This window comes from Paracoccus sp. pheM1, from assembly GCF_018499825.1.
Lineage (GTDB): Bacteria > Pseudomonadota > Alphaproteobacteria > Rhodobacterales > Rhodobacteraceae > Paracoccus > Paracoccus versutus.
The window spans coordinates 376694-393675 of record NZ_JAGXCX010000002.1 but is presented as its reverse complement, the minus strand read 5'-3'; the positions used below and the strand labels follow the sequence as shown (position 1 = coordinate 393675).

At 67.6% G+C, this 16982-nt stretch carries 13 protein-coding genes and 1 other RNA gene; 10 read left to right on the top strand and 4 right to left on the bottom strand.

Features of this window, described 5'->3' with window-relative positions; genetic code table 11:
* The first annotated feature begins 15 nt into the window (after window positions 1–15).
* The 3 genes from KF941_RS15980 to KF941_RS15970 all read left to right on the top strand — a co-directional run bounded on the left by KF941_RS15980 (window position 16) and on the right by KF941_RS15970 (window position 5046).
* Window positions 16–2553, top strand: coding sequence for a penicillin-binding protein 1A (locus KF941_RS15980; protein WP_116221051.1), 2538 nt, complete (start codon window positions 16–18; stop codon window positions 2551–2553).
* A 76-nt stretch (window positions 2554–2629) separates the two neighbouring features.
* Complete coding sequence (gene prfB / locus KF941_RS15975) at window positions 2630–3757, top strand: peptide chain release factor 2 (protein WP_036749659.1); 1128 nt, start codon at window positions 2630–2632, stop codon at window positions 3755–3757.
* Window positions 3758–3990: 233 nt separating this feature from the next.
* Window positions 3991–5046 (top strand): patatin-like phospholipase family protein, encoded by a 1056-nt coding sequence (locus tag KF941_RS15970; protein ID WP_214274598.1) that lies wholly within the window; start codon window positions 3991–3993, stop codon window positions 5044–5046.
* 56 nt (window positions 5047–5102) lie between these two features.
* On the opposite strand, the gene ffs is transcribed toward KF941_RS15970, so the two are convergent.
* Window positions 5103–5199: signal recognition particle sRNA small type (gene ffs, locus KF941_RS15965), an RNA gene on the bottom strand.
* Window positions 5200–5247: 48 nt separating this feature from the next.
* A complete protein-coding gene (locus KF941_RS15960) occupies window positions 5248–7059 on the bottom strand; it encodes a bifunctional 2',3'-cyclic-nucleotide 2'-phosphodiesterase/3'-nucleotidase (RefSeq protein ID WP_240540451.1) in 1812 nt (603 codons plus the stop codon).
* 204 nt (window positions 7060–7263) lie between these two features.
* On the opposite strand from KF941_RS15960, the gene KF941_RS15955 reads away from it, so the two are divergent.
* Window positions 7264–7728, top strand: a complete 465-nt coding sequence (locus KF941_RS15955; RefSeq protein ID WP_114534955.1) for a hypothetical protein — start codon at window positions 7264–7266, stop codon at window positions 7726–7728.
* 12 nt (window positions 7729–7740) lie between these two features.
* Here the strand turns inward: KF941_RS15955 and KF941_RS15950 are convergent, their stop codons facing one another.
* On the bottom strand, window positions 7741–8631 hold the full coding sequence (locus KF941_RS15950) for a prephenate dehydratase (RefSeq protein WP_036749667.1): 891 nt from the start codon (window positions 8629–8631) through the stop codon (window positions 7741–7743).
* Window positions 8632–8794: 163 nt separating this feature from the next.
* On the opposite strand from KF941_RS15950, the gene KF941_RS15945 reads away from it, so the two are divergent.
* The 6 genes from KF941_RS15945 (at window position 8795) to KF941_RS15920 (ending at window position 16487) form a co-directional block, all read left to right on the top strand.
* Complete coding sequence (locus tag KF941_RS15945) at window positions 8795–9325, top strand: cytochrome c family protein (RefSeq protein WP_072460733.1); 531 nt, start codon at window positions 8795–8797, stop codon at window positions 9323–9325.
* Window positions 9326–9550: 225 nt separating this feature from the next.
* Entirely contained in the window at window positions 9551–11371 is a 1821-nt protein-coding gene (locus tag KF941_RS15940) for an extracellular solute-binding protein (protein ID WP_240540450.1), read from the top strand.
* Between the two features lie 43 nt (window positions 11372–11414).
* Complete coding sequence (locus tag KF941_RS15935; protein ID WP_036749676.1) at window positions 11415–12554, top strand: ABC transporter permease subunit; 1140 nt, start codon at window positions 11415–11417, stop codon at window positions 12552–12554.
* Window positions 12554–13660 carry an ABC transporter permease gene (locus KF941_RS15930; RefSeq protein ID WP_114534953.1) on the top strand — a complete coding sequence of 369 codons (1107 nt, stop codon included), beginning with the start codon at window positions 12554–12556 and terminating at the stop codon, window positions 13658–13660. The genes KF941_RS15935 and KF941_RS15930 overlap by 1 nt, the downstream gene beginning before the upstream one ends.
* Entirely contained in the window at window positions 13657–15273 is a 1617-nt protein-coding gene (locus KF941_RS15925; RefSeq protein ID WP_036749682.1) for an ABC transporter ATP-binding protein, read from the top strand. Before KF941_RS15930 ends, KF941_RS15925 begins: the two co-directional genes overlap by 4 nt.
* Window positions 15270–16487 carry a glycosyltransferase gene (locus tag KF941_RS15920; RefSeq protein WP_114534951.1) on the top strand — a complete coding sequence of 406 codons (1218 nt, stop codon included), beginning with the start codon at window positions 15270–15272 and terminating at the stop codon, window positions 16485–16487. The genes KF941_RS15925 and KF941_RS15920 overlap by 4 nt, the downstream gene beginning before the upstream one ends.
* On the opposite strand, the gene KF941_RS15915 is transcribed toward KF941_RS15920, so the two are convergent.
* Window positions 16484–16969 (bottom strand): hypothetical protein, encoded by a 486-nt coding sequence (locus tag KF941_RS15915; protein WP_214273919.1) that lies wholly within the window; start codon window positions 16967–16969, stop codon window positions 16484–16486. The genes KF941_RS15920 and KF941_RS15915 overlap by 4 nt on opposite strands.
* Window positions 16970–16982: the final 13 nt, after the last annotated feature.

Sequence of the window (16982 nt, the reverse complement as noted above, 5' to 3'; positions counted from 1 at the left end):
CCAGAGGCTTGCCCATTGCTGCGCTTCCTGCTGTCCTTCATCGGTGCGATCTTTTCCTGGCTCGTGACCGCGGTCTTCTTCATCGCCCTGACCGTGGGCGCGGTGTTCTGGATGTATTCGCGCGACCTGCCCAGCCATGAGCAGCTGGCGCAATACGCGCCCAAGACCATCAGCCGGATCTATTCTGCAGAAGGGCGGCTGATCGACGAATTCGCCGAGGAACGCCGCATCTTCGTGCCCATCGACGAGATCCCGCCCCTGGTGAAGCAGGCCTTCATCAGCGCCGAGGACAAGCATTTCTACAGCCATCACGGCTTCGACCCGATGGGCATGGGCAAGGCGGCGCTGGATGCGATCAGCTCGGGCGGGCGCAACCTGCGCGGCGCCTCGACCATCACCCAGCAGGTGATGAAGAACTTCCTGCTGTCCAGCGACCGCAGCGTCGAGCGCAAGATCAAGGAGCTGATCCTGGCCACCCGGCTGGAATCGACCCTCAGCAAGGACCAGATCCTCGAGCTTTACCTGAACGAGATCTTCCTGGGCCAGAACAGCTTCGGCGTGGCCGCGGCGGCGCAAAGCTATTTCAACAAGCCGCTGACCGAGCTTGCGCCGCATGAGGCGGCGACCCTGGCCGCCATGCCCAAGGCGCCGGGCCGCTATCACCCCGTCCGCGCCCGCGAGGCGCTGACCGAACGGCGCGACTATGTCCTGCGCGAGATGTGGCAGAACGGCTATATCGACCAGGCCACCTACGAGGCCGAGGCCAGGCAGCCGCTGCGCTCGGTCCAGAACGGCGATTTCCCCGCTTTCCAGCAGCAATTGCCGCCGCGCGACTATTTCACCGACGAGATCCGCCGCCAGCTTTCGGCGCAATTCGGCGCCGAGGAGTTCTTTGGCGGCGGGCTGGCGATCCGGGCGACCATCGACCCCAAGCTGCAACAGGTCGCCGCCCATGCGCTGCAGCAGGCGCTCGAGAAATACGACCGCGGCCGCGGCGTCTGGCGCGGCACCCGCGTCAGGATCCCGGCCGAGCAGCTGGGCGACGAGCAGGCATGGCGCGCGGCGCTGTCCGATGCCGATGTGCCGCGCGACATCGAGGGCTGGTTTCCGGCCGTGGTGCTGGCGCTGGGGGACAGCGAGGCCACCATCGGCATCGAGGGGATCGAGGGCACCGCCCAGATCCCGGCCAAGGACGTGCAATGGGCAAGGAAGCGGCTGGCCGACGGCACGCTGGCGCCCAAGGCCAAGGTGGCTTCGGACCTGCTGGAACTGGGCGACGTGGTGCTGGTGCGGCGCATGACCAGCGACAGCGACGGCAGCTTCATCCGCTGGACCCTGCGCCAGGTGCCCGAGGTGCAGGGCGGCTTCATGGCCATGGACGTGAACACCGGCCGCGTCATCGCCATGCAGGGCGGCTTTTCCTATCAAAGCTCGGTCTTCAACCGCGCCACCCAGGCGCAGCGCCAGCCGGGCTCCAGCTTCAAGCCCTTCGTCTATGCGGCGGCGCTGGATTCGGGCTTCAACCCCGCGACCATCGTCGTGGACGAGCCGATCACCGTGAACACGCCGCAGGGGCTGTGGACGCCCAAGAACGCCAGCGGCAAGTTCTATGGCCCGACGCCGATGCGCACCGGGATCGAGCAGTCCAGGAACCTGATGACCATCCGCATCGCCCAGGGCATCGGCATGGACACGGTGGCGAAATATGCCGAGAAATTCGGGGTCTACGACCATCTCGGCCATTTCCTCGCCAATTCGCTGGGCGCGCAGGAAACGACGCTGTTCAAGATGGTCGCCGCCTATGCCATGTTCGCCAATGGCGGCGAGCGGGTGGAACCCACGCTGGTCGACCGCGTGCAGGACCGCCGCGGCCGCACCATCTATCGCCACGACCGCCGCGACTGCGTGACCTGCGGCCAGCCGACCCTGCCCGCCGGCGCCGCGCCCGAGATCCGCTCGAACCGCGAACGGGTGATGGACGCGATCACCGCCTACCAGCTGACCTCGATGCTCGAGGGCGTGGTCAAGCGCGGCTCGGGGCGCGGGGTCAGCCTGCCGGTGCCCGTGGCCGGCAAGACCGGCACCACCAACGATGCCAAGGACGTGTGGTTCATCGGCTTCACCTCGAACATCGTCGCCGGCTGCTATCTGGGCTACGACCAGCCGCGCACGCTGGGCGCCAACGCCTATGGCGGGACGCTTTGCGTGCCGGTCTTCAACGAATTCATGCAAGAGGCGGTCAAGGAATTCGGCGGCACCGCCTTCAAGGTTCCGCCGGGCGGGCATTTCGTCAACATCGACCGCTTCAGCGGCGCGATCCTGGGCCCGGATGCCAAGGGCGACAACGTCATCGCCGAATATTTCCGCGACGGCCAGGATCTGACCGGGCTGATGCTGGTCGACGGCGGCTTCGGCCGTGCCGATCCGGGCACCTTGCCCTTGTTCACCGAGGCGCGCGACGGCGGGCAGGCGGTGACGACCTCGACCGGCAAGAAGAAGGTGATCCCGAAGAAGGCCGATTTCGGCACCCTGTCCTCGGGCGGGCTGTATTGAGGGCTGGCGCTTGCCGCCGCCCGCCGCCCGCGTTATTTGTCCTGCCCTGACCGAAATCCGAACCCAGAGAGTGCCCATGCGCGCCGAAACCCAAGCCACCATCGAGGCGATTCGCAAATCGCTGAAACTGCTCGGCCAGCGCATGGACTGGGAAACCGCGCCGCACCGGCTGGAAGAGCTGAACGCCATGATCGAGGCCGGCGACATCTGGTCCGACCCGGCCCGTGCCCAGAAGCTGATGCGCGACCGGCAGATGCTGTCGGATGCGGTCGAGACCTATCGCCGCATCGACACCGAGCTCAAGGACAATGCCGAGCTGATCGAGCTGGGCGAGGCCGAGGGCGATGCCGAGATCGTCGCCGATGCCGAGGGCGCGCTGAAATCCCTGGCGGAACTGGCCGCGCAGAAGGAGCTGGAGGCGCTTCTGAACGGCGAGGCCGACGGCAACGACACCTTCCTCGAGATCAATGCCGGCGCCGGCGGCACGGAAAGCGCCGACTGGGCCAGCATGCTCGCGCGGATGTATGTCCGCTGGGCCGAGAAGAAAGGCTACAATGTCGAGCTTCTGTCCGAGACGCCGGGCGAAGAGGCGGGGATCCGTTCCGCCGCCTACAAGATTTCCGGGCCGAACGCCTATGGCTGGCTGAAGTCGGAATCGGGCGTGCATCGACTGGTGCGCATCTCGCCCTATGATTCGGCGGCGCGGCGGCATACTTCGTTTTCCTCGGTCTGGGTCTATCCGGTGGTGGATGACAATATCGAGATCACCATCCCCGACAACGAGATCAGGATCGACACCTACCGCTCGTCGGGGGCGGGCGGGCAGCATGTCAACACCACCGATTCGGCGGTGCGCATCACCCACCTGCCGACGGGCATCGTCGTGACCAGCTCGGAGAAATCGCAGCACCAGAACCGCGCCAACGCCATGGCGGCGCTGAAGGCGCGGCTTTATCAGCTGGAGCTGGACAAGCGCAACGCCGCGATCAACGCCCAGCACGAGGCCAAGGGCGATGCCGGCTGGGGCAACCAGATCCGCTCATACGTGCTGCATCCCTACCAGATGGTGAAGGATCTGCGCACCGGGCACGAGACCTCGGATACGCAAGGGGTGCTGGACGGGGCGCTAGATGCATTCATGGCCGCGACGCTGGCACTGGATGTGGCCGGCAAGTCGCGGGCCGAGGCCCAGGCCGAGGACTGATCCGCCGCGCCCGTGGCGCGGTCGCGTGGGTATTCGGGAAACGGTGAAGCAGGTGCGGGGCATTGCGCGAGCGTCTTCTCTGTTCCTCAAATACCCATGCATGGGCGACGTTGGCACGGCGGCATGGGTATTTGAGGAACGAAGAAGCGCGCAGGCCGGGCGTGGGTTCCGGGGTTTTGTGTCGCGCGGTACCGGGTTAGCCTGTGACGCGGATGGCAGCGGACGGGGGCGGCATGGCGGTCAAGCGGATCAACCTGGCCTTGCAGGGCGGCGGCGCGCATGGCGCCTTTGCCTGGGGGGTGCTGGACCGGCTGCTGGACGAGCCGGACATCGAGATTCGCGGCATCAGCGGCACCTCGGCCGGGGCGCTCAACGGGGCGGCGCTGGCGGCCGGCCTGTCCTGCGGGCCGGGCCGGCGCGGGCGCGAGGCGGCGCGACAGAACCTGGCGCATATCTGGTCGCAGGTCGGGCAGGTCAGCGACAATTCCGTGGTGCGCTGGCTGCATTCCATGTTCCCGGTGCCGCGCGCCTGGCAGCGGCTGACCGAACTGTTTTCCCCCGTGGCCTGGCTGGGATCGCTGACGCGGGTGTTCAGCCCCTATGATTCGGGGCCGTTCTATACCAACCCGCTGGCCGCCATCCTGCGCGAGATGCCGCATCCCCGGCTGGGCCGCGAGGAGGGGCCGGTGCTTTTCGTCACCGCGACCAATGTGCGCACCGGGCTGGTGCGGATCTTTGGCGGGGCCGAGGTGACGGTCGATACGGTGCTGGCCTCGGCCTGCCTGCCCGAGCTGTTCCGCGCCGTCGAGATCGACGATCCGCTGACCGGCCGGCGCGAGGCCTATTGGGACGGCGGCTATTCCGGCAATCCGGCGCTGTTCCCGCTGTATCGCCCGGACCTGCCCCGCGACATCGTCATCGTCAACATCAACCCGATGCTGCGCGAGGCGATCCCCAAGACCCCGGCCGCGATCCAGGACCGGGTGAACGAGATCAGCTTCAACGCGGCGCTCTTGGCCGAACTGCGCGCGATCAATTTCGTCAAGCGGCTGCATGCCGAGGAGCGGCTGACCGGCCGGCCGATGAAGAACGTGCTGCTGCATGCGATCATGGACGAGGATCTGATGAACTCGCTGAGCGCGCGGACCAAGCTGCTGCCGAATCCCGGCCTGTTGCAGCGCATGCATGATGCCGGGGTCGAGGCGGCCGAGCGATTCCTGGAGAAGGATGCCGGCAATATCGGCGAGCGCGATTCCTACGACCTGTCCCGGCTTTTCGGCCGCAGATAGCTTGGGCCCTGTTCGGCCGCATCCGGCAGGGGGCCTTGGCGATCCGGGGGGAGCTGGGTGAGAGGCTGGACAGCGACCCAAGCGGGGCTCGTTACGGCTGCTTCCTTCCGGACCTGACCGGGTTGGCGAGGCGCCTGCCCGCGCCAACCTCTCGCCGCCTAGATAGGCGCGCGCGCGGCGGGATGCAAGCGGCTTGGCCGCTTACAGATGCAGGCGCAGGCGCAGGAAGCCGTCGGGGGCGATTCCGGCCGGCTCGACCGGCGTGGAAAGCCCGTCCAGGTGCCCTGCCGCCGCCGGCCCGGTCTTGAACAGGACCGAGGTGCCGGGCAGGGGGCGAAAGCTCCAGCCCGCGCGGGGATTGGGGGCCAGCACCCGGCGCTGCGCCACATAGCGGCGCAGCACCTCGCGGGTGGGGGAGGAGCCGTCCAGCAGCACCGGTCGCCCCGCCGCCACCGAGGCGAAGAGCCCGCTGTCCGACAGCCGGTAGCTGTTCGTCACCAGGATGAAGGGCTGGTCCGGCGCGACCGGGCGCATGCGGTGGGTCAGCGCGCAGATGCGGTGCGAATCGGGATGGGCCAGCCGTCCGTCGGGCGCGTAGCGCGGCGGGCGGCTCAGGTCGATCTGCCAGCCCAGCCCGTCGATGATGTCGAAATTGTAGCTGGGAAACTCGGGGTCGATCAGCGGCTGGTCCGGCTTGCCCGGCTCGATGCGCAGGAACATGCTGGCCGAGCGCTCCAGCCATTCGCGCAACTCGGCCCCGGTCAGGCGGATGGCGCAGATCCGGTTCGGGAACAGGTAGAGATCGGCGATGTTGCGCAGCGTCAGCCGCCCGGCCGGGACGTCGGTGTAATGCTGCGGCCCGCCGCGGCCGCCGGCGCGAAACGGCGCGACCGCCGACAGGATCGGCAGGTCCTGCCAGCGCGTGCCGCGCAGGGCGCGCCGCACGTGCCAGCGCTGCGCCATGGCCACCAACCGCAGGCCGGGATCCTCGCCGATCAGCGAGAAATAGCTGCTCAGCGGCCGTTCGGTGCGGCCGATGCGGCGGCTGAAATGCCGCAGGGTCTGGCGATGGGCGGAAAGGGCGGGGCCGGTGACGGCGGGATGGTCCTCTTCGGCGCCGACCGGCTCGGCGCGGCAGGTGAAGTCGGCGATGCGCCAGCCCTGGGCCAGGGGTTCCAGCCGCAGGTCGATCACCCCCAGGTGCGAGCCCCAGAAGCCGGGCATGACCGCGGGCTTGCCGGCCAGCGTGCCGCGGCGGGCGTCGATTCCCGGCCCCTGCGGATGGTCGGCCGAGGGGAACACCCGATGCGTATGGCCCGCGATCACCACGTCGATGCCGGGCAGGGCGGCCAGCGCGGTGGCCGCGTTCTCCATCATCGGCGCCGGGGCGAGCGCGCCGATGCCGCTATGGGCCAGCGCCACGATCAGGTCCGCGCCCTGTTCGCGCAGGGCCGCGATGCCGGTGCGGGCGGCCAGCAGGATGTCCTGGACCGCGATCTCGGCTTTCAGCCCGCGTTCCCATTCCACGGTCTGCGGCGGCAGAAAGCCCAGAACGCCGATGCGCAGCGCATGCGGCCGGCCCTGGTCGTCGCGGAACTGCCGCGTCAGCAGCACATGGGTCTGCACCGGCAGCGGGCGCAGCGGGCGCAGGTTGGTCGAGACCACGGGAAACTCGGCGCCTTCGAGCGTGCGGCGCAGAAAGCCCAGGCCGAAGCTGAAGTCATGGTTGCCGATGGTCGCCGCGTCATAGCCAAGCGCGTTCATTGCCGCGATGGCCGGATGCGGCTGGCGGGTGCCGATGTCGTCCATCTCGGCCAGGTAGTCGCCCATCGGGCTGCCCTGCAGCCCGTCGCCATTGTCGAACAGCAGGCAATTGCGCGCCGTCTGGCGTGCGCGGGCGATCAGCGCCGCCGCCCGCGACAGTCCCAGCCGCCCCGAGGGGCGGTCGGCGAAATAGTCATAACCCAGCATATGCATGTGCAGGTCGGTCGTCGCCAAGACGCGAACTGCCATGGACTTGGCGCCAAAATGCGGCTTGGTGATGGGGCCTATGCAAGTCATGCCGCATGAATGCAGACTATTCGCGCATAATGCAACTGCAGATTGCATTTCACGCCTGCGGCTGATCAGCGCTCGCAGGCTGCGGCTTGCATGCCCCGGCGCAACATGGGATGAACCGCGGCGGCGCGTTGTTTCTTTGATTTGACTGGATCAGCCATGAAGTTTTCGACCCGAAGGGACGTCGATCTGGCCGCGGAGGCCTTGTTCCGTGCGGCCAGCAATTTTCACGCCATCGAGCGGATGCTGGTGCGGCGCGGCGCCACGGTGCGCCGTCTGGACGACCTGGCCGCCCCTGGGGTCGGGATGCGCTGGCTGATCGGCTTCGACTGGCGCGGGCGCCATCGCGAAGTGACGGCCGAGGTGGCGCGGCTGGACGCGCCCGAGGCGATGGTCATCAACGCCACCTCCGACCAGCTCGACCTGGTCATCCGCATGACCGTGGTCGCGCTGACCCGGACGAAATCGCGGCTGATCTTCGAGACCGAGGCGCGCCCGCGCAGCATGAAGGCGCGGCTGATGCTGCAGACCGCCAAGCTGGGCAAGGCGCAGCTGGACCGCAAGTTCGCCCGGCGGATCGGCGAGTTCATCGCCGACCTGGCCGCGGGCGCGCAGGCTGCCTGACGGCCGGCCCGCCTATCGGGCGGCGGCCGCCGCCTGCGATTGCGCGGCGCGCAGCGGATCGGCGGGATAGACGCCCAGGATGTTCAGGCTGGAGGTGAAATAGTCCAGCTCTTCCAGCGCGCGGGCGACATGCGGATCCTCGGGGTGGCCCTCGATGTCGGCATAGAATTGCGTGGCGGTGAAGACGCCGTCCACCATGTAGCTTTCCAGCTTGGTCATGTTGACGCCGTTGGTGGCAAAGCCGCCAAGCGCCTTGTAGAGCGCGGCCGGGATGTTGCGCACCCGGAACACGAAGCTGGTCATCATCGTCGTGCCGCCCTGGGCATTGGTGCGGCGGCTGAAATCGGGCTGGCGCGCCATGACCAGGAAGCGGGTGGTGTTGTTCTGCCGGTCCTCGATCCCCGAGGCGAGTTCCTCGAGCCCGTAGATCTCGCCCGCCAAGGGCGCGGCCAGCGCGGCAAGCGACGGCTCGCCCCGCCGCGCGACCTCGAGCGCCGAGCCGGCGGTGTCGGCGCCGACCATGCCGCGGATGGCGTGGCGGCGCAGGAAGCCGCGGCACTGGCCCAGCAGCACCGGGTGGCTCATCGCGTCGCTGACCTGCGACAGCTTGGTGCCGGGCACGGCCAGCAGGCTGATGCGCACCCGCACGAAGCCCTCGTCGATGATGTGCAGCCCGGTTTCGGGCAGCAGGTGGTGGATGTCGGCGACCCGGCCATAGGTCGAGTTCTCGACCGGCAGCATCGCCAGTTCGGCCTTGCCGCCGCGCACCGCCTCGATCGTGTCCTCGAAGGTGCGGCAGGGCAGCGCCTCCATCTGCGGGCGATAGAAGCGGCAGGCCTGATGGCTGTAGGCGCCGGGCTCGCCCTGGAATGCGATCACGTTCTGGGTGGGGGCGTCGGTCATGGATCACACCTTGGCTTGGGGTGGCGGCCTGGGCCATGCCCCCGTGGCGGGCCGGCCTCGTGGTCGGTTTTGTGCTTTGCCAGCGACAACTACACCTTGAACCGGTGGAACAAAAGCGGGTAGATACGGCCAAATCCACGGACAGCCCAGGGGATCCGCAGACATGTTCGATACCATGACCGTCACCAAGGCAGCCGGTGCGCTGATCGGCTCGCTTCTGTTCCTGCTGTTGATGAGCTGGGCGGCATCGGGCATCTTTCATGTCGGCGTCTCGGGCCACGGCGCCGAGGGCGAGGAACATGCCCAGGCCTATACCATCCCGGTCGAGGATGCCGGCGGCGCCGATGACGAGGCTGCCGAGGAGGGGCCTGATTTCGCCACCGTGCTGGCCTCGGCCGATGCCGCCGCGGGCGAAAAAGTGTTTGGCAAGTGCAAGGCCTGCCACAAGCTGGACGGCAACGACGGCGTCGGCCCGCATCTGAACGGCGTCATGGGCCGCGCGGTGGCCAGCGTCGGCGGCTTCAACTATTCCGAGCCGATGAAGGCGCATGGCGGCGACTGGACGCCCGAGGCGCTGCAAGAGTTCCTCGCCAACCCCAAGGCCGTGGTCAAGGGCACCAAGATGTCCTTCGCCGGCCTGCCCAAGGTCGAGGATCGCGCCAACCTGATCGCCTATCTGCAAGGCCAGCAGTAAGCCGCCCGGCCCGCGCGGCAGGCATGGGGCGTCCCTTGGGGCGCCCTTTTTCGTTGCCGCGGCAAGGCCCCCGCGCGGTGGATCACGCATTTGCATGTTGAACCGGGCCCGCGGGCTGCTAGCCTTGCCGCCGGCGGCCCGCCGCCGCCCGAGCAAGACCAGAACAAGGATCGACAAGACCCGATGACGATGCGTTTCCTGCGACATGCCCCGATGGTTGCATTCATGGCGCTTCTGCCCGGCTGGGCCCTGGCGCAGGAGCAGCAGGAACCCCGGACCATCGTGTCCCATGGCATCTCGGTCTTCGGCGAGCCCGAGCTGCCCGCGGATTTCCCGCATCTGCGCTATGTGAACCCCGATGCGCCCAAGGGCGGCGAGATTTCGGAATGGTTCAGCGGCGGGTTCGACAGCTACAACCCCTATACCCACCGCGGCCGCGCGGCCCTGCTTTCCAACGCCATGCTGGAGCCGCTGATGGAAAGCGTCGCCGACGAGATCGGCACCGCCTATTGCCTGCTCTGCGAGACCATCGAATATCCCGAAAGCCGCGACTGGGTGATCTTCCACCTGCGCCCCGAGGCGAAATTCTCGGACGGCACGCCGCTGACCGCGCATGACGTGCTGTTTTCCTTTGAACTCCTGCGCGACAAGGGCCTGTCCTCGTACCGCACGATCATTTCCAAGATCGTCGCCAAGGCCGAGGTGATCGACGACCGCACCATCAAGTTCATCTTCCGGCCGGATTATCCGCGCCGCGACGTGATCCAGTCGGTGGGCGGCCAGATCGTCTTCTCGCGCGAGGATTTCCGCAAGAACAAGCGCGACATCGAGCAGTCGAGCAACATCCCCTTCGTCGGCTCGGGGCCTTACATGTTCGATCGGGCCGATGCGGGCCGCTCGATCACCCTGCGGCGCAATCCCGACTATTGGGGCAAGGATCTGCCGATCAACATCGGCCGGCACAATTTCGACCGCATCCGCGTCGAGTATTTCGGCGATTACGACAGCGCCTTCGAGGCGTTCAAGGCCGGCGTCTATACCTTCCGCAACGAGGCCAGCTCGATCCACTGGGCGACGCGCTATGATTTCCCCGCCGTGCAATCCGGCGCGGTGAAAAAGGAGGCGCTGCCCGACGGCAGCATCGCCTCGGGGCAGGGCTGGGTCTTCAACCTGCGCCGGCCCAAGTTCCAGGACATCCGCGTGCGCGAGGCCATCGGGCTGATGTTCAACTTCGAATGGTCGAACGAGACGCTGTTCTATGGGCTTTACGCGCGGGTGAACTCGCCCTGGGAAAACAGCCCGCTGATGGCCGAGGGCAAGCCCACGCCGGCCGAGTTGGCGCTGCTGGAGCCCCTGGCCAAGGATCTGCCGCCGGGCGTGCTGACCGAGGATGCGGTGCTGCAGCCCGTCTCGGGCAAGACCCAGCTCGACCGGCGCAACATGCGCCGCGCGGCGCAGCTTCTGGACGAGGCGGGCTGGAAGCCGGGCGCCGACGGCATGCGCCGCAACGCCAAGGGCGAGGTGCTGCGGGTCGAGTTCCTGAACGACAGCGCCACCTTCGACCGCGTCATCAACCCCTTCGTGCAGAACCTGCGCGCGGTGGGCATCGACGCGGTGAACCTGCGGGTGGACGATGCGCAGCTGACCGCGCGGACTCGCAGCCACGACTTCGACATCGTGACCGATCAGCTGCTCCAGGGCTATTTCCTGACCGGCGATACCGAGCAGACCTTCGGCTCGGAAAACGTGGGCGACGTGTTCAACGCCATGGGCATGGCCAATCCGGCCGTGGACCGGCTGATCCAGCTGGGCATCGAGGCCAAGAGCGAGGATGAGATGATCACCGTGGCCCATGCGCTGGACCGCAGCCTGCGCGCGCAGCACTTCTGGGTGCCACAATGGTTCAAGGCCGAGCATACCGTCGCCTATTACGACATCTTCGCCCATCCCGAGACCTTGCCGCCCTATGCGCTGGGTGAGCTTGATTTCTGGTGGTATGACGCGGATAAGGCGGCAAAGCTGAAACAATCCGGCGCGCTGCGCTAGGGCCCAGGGGGCCGGCGCGGATCAAGGCGGAGCAAGGGGACGGATGGCAGCCTATATCCTGCGGCGCTTGCTGCTGATCATACCCACGCTGATCGGCATCATGCTGGTCAACTTCACGCTGACGCAATTCGTCCCCGGCGGCCCGATCGAGCAGATCATCGCCCGCGTCCAGGGCGAGGGCGATGCGCTGCGCAACATCACCGGCGGGGCGGGCGAGTCGCCGCAGAACACCGAATATGCCGGCGCCCGCGGCATCCCGCCCGAACTGCTGGACCAGCTCGAGGTGCAGATGGGCTTTGCCCGCATCGCCTGCACGCCCGACCACCAGGGTGAGCCGGACCTGAAATCCCCCGATTGCAGCAAGGAAAAGATCGGTGCGGCCGAGCGTTTCCTGGTCATGCTGGGCAATTACGTCCGCTTCGATTTCGGCACCAGCTTCTTCCGCTCGATCTCGGTCATCGACCTGGTGCTGGAAAAGATGCCGGTCTCGATCACGCTGGGGCTGTGGTCCACGCTGATCGCCTATCTGATCTCGATCCCGCTGGGCATCCGCAAGGCGGTCAGGAACGGCACGCCCTTCGACACCTGGACCTCGGGCGCGATCATCGTGGGCTATGCCATCCCGGCCTTCCTGTTCGCGGTCCTGCTGATGGTGCTGTTCGCGGGCGGCAGCTATTGGCAGATCTTTCCCTTGCGCGGGCTGACCTCGGACAATTGGGCCGACCTGAGCCTTTGGGGCAAGGTCAAGGACTACCTGTGGCACATCACCCTGCCGGTCCTGGCCACCACCATCTCCAGCTTCGCCACGTTGACGCTGCTGACCAAGAACAGTTTCCTGGACGAGATCAACAAGCAATATGTCATCACCGCCCGCGCCAAGGGCCTGACCGAGCGCCGGGTGCTTTACGCCCATGTCTTCCGCAACGCCATGCTGATCGTGATCGCCGGGTTCCCGTCCATGTTCCTGGGCGTGTTCTTCGGCTCGTCGATCCTGATCGAGACCATCTTCTCGCTCGACGGGCTGGGCCGGCTGGGCTTCGAGGCGGCGGTGCAGCGCGACTATCCGGTGATCTTCGGCACGCTTTACGTCTTTGGCCTGCTGGGCCTGCTGGTCGGCATCCTGTCGGACCTGATGTATGTGCTGGTCGATCCCCGCATCGACTTCGAGCGGAGGGCCGGCTGATGGCGATGACCGAGCTGAACCGCCGCCGGCTGCGCAATTTCCGCCGCAACAAGCGCGCCTTCTGGTCACTGGTGGTCTTTACCATCCTGTTCGTGGCCTCGCTGTTTGCGGAACTGATCGCCAATGACAAGCCGATCCTGGTCAGCTATCGGGGCGAGCTGCATTTCCCGGTCTATCGCTTCTACCCCGAGACCGCCTTCGGCGGCGATTTCGGCACCGAGGCGATCTATACCGATCCGGGCGTGCAATGCCTGATCCGCACCGGCGGGCGGCCCGAATGCTGGGACGACCCCGAGGCGACCGAGCGCGAGGCGCGCGAGACCGGCCAGGTCGCGGGCGAGGCGGTCGAGCGCGGCTGGATGCTGTGGCCGCCGATCCCCTATCACTACCGCAGCATCAACAATGTCGGCACCGCCCCCAGCCCGCCCGATGCGGCGCATTGGCTGGGCACCGACGACACCGCGCGCGACGTGCTGGCGCGGGTGATCTACGGCTTTCGCCTGTCGATCCTGTTCACGCTGATCGTGACCGTGGTCGCCTCGGTTCTGGGCATCGCGGCGGGGGCGGTGCAGGGCTATTTCGGCGGCCGCACCGACCTGGTGTTCCAGAGATTGCTTGAGATATGGGGCTCAACCCCTTCGCTTTACGTGATTATCATCCTGTTCGCGATCCTGGGGCGAAGTTTCTGGCTGCTGGTTTTCGTCTCGATCCTGTTCGGCTGGCCGGCGCTGGTCGGCGTGGTGCGGGCCGAGTTCCTGCGCGCGCGCAACTTCGAATATGTCCGCGCCGCCCGCGCGCTTGGGGTCAGTGACCGTGTCATCATGTTCCGCCATATCCTGCCCAACGCCATGGTGGCGACGCTGACCATGCTGCCCTTTGTCGTGACCGGCACCATCTCGTCGCTGGCCGCGCTGGATTATCTGGGCTACGGCCTGCCCAGTTCGGCCCCCTCGCTGGGCGAGCTGGCCTTGCAGGCCAAGCAGAACCTGCAGGCGCCCTGGCTGGGCTTCACCGCCTTCTTCAGCTTCGCCATCATGCTGTCCTTGCTGGTGTTCATCTTCGAGGGCGTGCGCGACGCCTTCGACCCAAGAAAGACCTTCCGATGACCCCGGTTCTGGAAGTCAGCGACCTGCGGGTGGGGTTCCGGCAGGACGGGCAACTGGTGCCCGCCGTCAAGGGCGTCAGCTTCACCGTGGGCAAGGGCGAGACGGTGGCGCTGGTCGGCGAATCCGGCTCGGGCAAGTCGGTCACGGCGCTGTCGACCGTGCGGCTTCTGGGCGAGGCGGCCGAGGTCGCGGGCTCGGTCCGCTACGGCGGGCGCGAATTGCTGGGCGCCTCCGAGGCGGAGTTGCGCCGGGTGCGCGGCAACGACATCAGCTTCATCTTCCAGGAGCCGATGACCTCGCTGAACCCCCTGCACACGCTGGAGCGGCAACTGGCCGAAAGCCTGGCGCTGCACCAGGGGCTGCGCGGCGCGGCGGCGCGGGCGCGGATCATCGAGCTTTTGACCCGCGTCGGCATCCGCGACCCGGAAACGCGGCTGGCCGATTACCCGCACCAGCTGTCGGGCGGCCAGCGCCAGCGGGTGATGATCGCCATGGCGCTGGCGAACGGGCCGGAGCTGCTGATCGCCGACGAGCCGACGACGGCGCTGGACGTGACCATCCAGGCGCAGATCATGGAGCTGCTGGCGGAGCTGAAGGCGGCCGAGGGGCTGTCGATGCTGTTCATCAGCCACGACCTGGGCCTGGTGCGCCGCATCGCCGACCGGGTCTGCGTGATGAAGGGCGGCGAGATCGTCGAGCAGGGGCCAGTCGAGCAGATCTTCGCCCATCCGCAGCACGAATATACCCGGATGCTGCTGGCGGCCGAGCCCAAGGGCAGGGCCGATCCCATCCCCGCCGATGCGCCGCAGGTCGTGGCGACGCAGGATCTGCGGGTCTGGTTCCCGATCCAGCGCGGCTTCCTGCGCCGCACCGTCGGCCATGTGAAGGCGGTGAACGGCGCCACCATCTCGGTCCGTGCCGGCGAGACGCTGGGCATCGTCGGCGAATCCGGTTCCGGCAAGACCACGCTGGCGCTGGCGATCATGCGGCTGATCGACAGCGACGGGCCGATCCTCTACATGGGCCGCGACATCTCCCGCGTGCCGGGCCGGGCGCTGCGCGGCTTGCGCCGCGACATGCAGATCGTGTTCCAGGATCCCTATGGCAGCCTGTCCCCGCGCATGACGGTAGAGCAGATCATCGCCGAGGGCCTGGGCGTGCATGGCATCGAGCCGGGCCGCAACCGCCGCGAGATGGTCGATGCGATCATGCGCGAGGTCGGGCTGGACCCCGCCACCATGCACCGTTACCCGCACGAGTTCAGCGGCGGCCAGCGCCAGCGCATCGCCATCGCCCGCGCCATGATCCTGAACCCCAAGCTGGTGGTGCTGGACGAGCCGACCAGCGCGCTGGACATGACCGTTCAGGTGCAGATCGTCGAGCTTTTGCGGCGCTTGCAGCGCAAGCACGGCCTGGCCTTCCTGTTCATCAGCCACGACCTGCGCGTCGTGCGCGCCATGTCGCACCAGATCATGGTCATGCGCGCCGGCGAGGTGGTCGAGCAGGGCTCGACCGACGCCGTTTTCGAACGGCCCGAAAGCGATTACACCCGCCAGCTGATCGCGGCGGCATTTCTTGCGGTAACAAGTGAAGACCTTAAGGTAACAAGTTGAAGATCCTGTTCGTTCACCAGAATTTTCCCGGCCAGTTCCTGCATCTGGCGCCGGCGCTGGCCGCGCGCGGCCATCACGTGACGGCGCTGACGGATGAAAAGAACCAGCGTGCCTCGCCGGTCCGCGTGCTGCGCTACAAGACGCCGGACGAGCTGAAGCTGCCGCCCTCGCTGGGCCGGACCTACAGCGAGATGGCCGAGCGGGGCTGGGTCGCGGCCCGCGGCTGCCGCGCCCTGCGCGACCGGCACGGCTATGCGCCCGACCTGATCTTCGGCCATAGCGGATGGGGCGAGACGCTGTTTCTGCGCGAAATCTGGCCCGAGGCGAAGCTGCTGGTCTATGCCGAGCTGATGTATCGCACCCGCGGCCATGACGTCGGCTTCGACCCCGAGATCACCCCCGGCAGCGACGAGGGGCGCATCGGCACCGTCGCGCGCTCGGCGCATCTGATCCAGGGGCTGGTGCAGGCCGATGCCGGGCTGTCGCCGACGCAATACCAGGCGAACTCCTTTTCGCCGGAATTGCGCCGGAAGCTGACGGTGATCCACGACGGCATCGACACGCAGAAGGTCCGTCCCGACCCGGCGGCCGAGCTTGCGCTGCCCGACGGCCGCACGCTGCGGGCGGGGGACGAGGTGCTGACCTATGTCTCGCGCTCGCTGGAGCCCTATCGCGGCTTTCACCGCTTCATGCGCGCGCTGCCCGAGGTGCTGCGGGCGCGGCCCGAGGCGCAGGTGGTGCTGGTGGGCGCCGACGGGGCCAGCTATGGCGGCCTGCCCAAGGACGCGCCGAACTGGCGGGAAAAGCTGCTGGCCGAACTCGACGGCCGGCTGGACCTTGGGCGCATCCATTTCCTGGGCCGGGTGCCCTATCCGCAATATCTGGCGCTGTTGCAGGTCAGCCGGGTGCATTGCTACCTGACCTATCCCTTCGTCCTCAGCTGGTCGCTGACCGAGGCGATGGCGGCCGGCTGCTATGTCGTCGGTTCCGACACCGAGCCGGTGCGCGAACTGGTCCGCGACGGCGAGAACGGACGGCTGGTGCCCTTTTTCGACCAGCCCGCGCTGGAATCGGCGCTGATCCGCGGCCTTGCCGGCGACCCCGAGGCACCGCGCCTGCAGGCGGCGGCGCGCCAGACCATCCTGCAGGGCTATGACCTGCACGGGCATTGCCTGCCGCGGCTGATCGACTGGGTGGAAAGCTTCGCGCCCTAAAGCTCGATCTCGCTTTCGGGGTCGCGTTCGGGCAGCGGCGGCGTCGCTTCCGGCGGCGGGGCCAGGCGCGGGTCGTCCTCGGGCGCGGGGCGCAGCATGTCGCGCAGCGCATCGCCCACCGGCGGGGGCGGCGGCGCGTCCGCGCGGCGGCGGATCAGGATGTCGCCGTTCTCCAGCCGCTCGGGCGCCTGATAGTTGCGCACGTCGTCCATCAACTGGCCGATGTCCTGCAGCACCGGCGCGACCGCGCCCAGCGTATCGCCCAGGTCGCGGCCCAGCCGGTCCAGATGCGGCTCGGCCTGTTGCAGCAGGTTGCGCATGAAGTTTTCCAGCCCGCGCTCCAGCGGGTCGGGCTCTTCCGGCGCGGGCAGGCCCTCCGAGGGCGGCGGCTCGTCGGCCAGCGGGGGCTCGTAATCCTGGGCCATGGCTGCGGGGGGCATCAGCGCGGCGCAGAGGATCAGGGAAAGAAGCGGGTTGCGCATGGGCCGGTCCTTC

What these genes read in the sequence shown, in the direction of transcription:
- prfB (WP_036749659.1), top strand. Translation starts at nt 2,630, where the DNA reads ATGCGCGCCGAAACCCAAGCCACCATCGAGGCGATTCGCAAATCGCTG.
- KF941_RS15970 (WP_214274598.1), top strand. Translation starts at nt 3,991, where the DNA reads ATGGCGGTCAAGCGGATCAACCTGGCCTTGCAGGGCGGCGGCGCGCAT.
- KF941_RS15960 (WP_240540451.1), bottom strand. Translation starts at nt 7,059, where the DNA reads ATGGCAGTTCGCGTCTTGGCGACGACCGACCTGCACATGCATATGCTG.
- KF941_RS15955 (WP_114534955.1), top strand. Translation starts at nt 7,264, where the DNA reads ATGAAGTTTTCGACCCGAAGGGACGTCGATCTGGCCGCGGAGGCCTTG.
- KF941_RS15950 (WP_036749667.1), bottom strand. Translation starts at nt 8,631, where the DNA reads ATGACCGACGCCCCCACCCAGAACGTGATCGCATTCCAGGGCGAGCCC.
- KF941_RS15945 (WP_072460733.1), top strand. Translation starts at nt 8,795, where the DNA reads ATGTTCGATACCATGACCGTCACCAAGGCAGCCGGTGCGCTGATCGGC.
- KF941_RS15940 (WP_240540450.1), top strand. Translation starts at nt 9,551, where the DNA reads ATGGCGCTTCTGCCCGGCTGGGCCCTGGCGCAGGAGCAGCAGGAACCC.
- KF941_RS15935 (WP_036749676.1), top strand. Translation starts at nt 11,415, where the DNA reads ATGGCAGCCTATATCCTGCGGCGCTTGCTGCTGATCATACCCACGCTG.
- KF941_RS15930 (WP_114534953.1), top strand. Translation starts at nt 12,554, where the DNA reads ATGGCGATGACCGAGCTGAACCGCCGCCGGCTGCGCAATTTCCGCCGC.
- KF941_RS15925 (WP_036749682.1), top strand. Translation starts at nt 13,657, where the DNA reads ATGACCCCGGTTCTGGAAGTCAGCGACCTGCGGGTGGGGTTCCGGCAG.
- KF941_RS15915 (WP_214273919.1), bottom strand. Translation starts at nt 16,969, where the DNA reads ATGCGCAACCCGCTTCTTTCCCTGATCCTCTGCGCCGCGCTGATGCCC.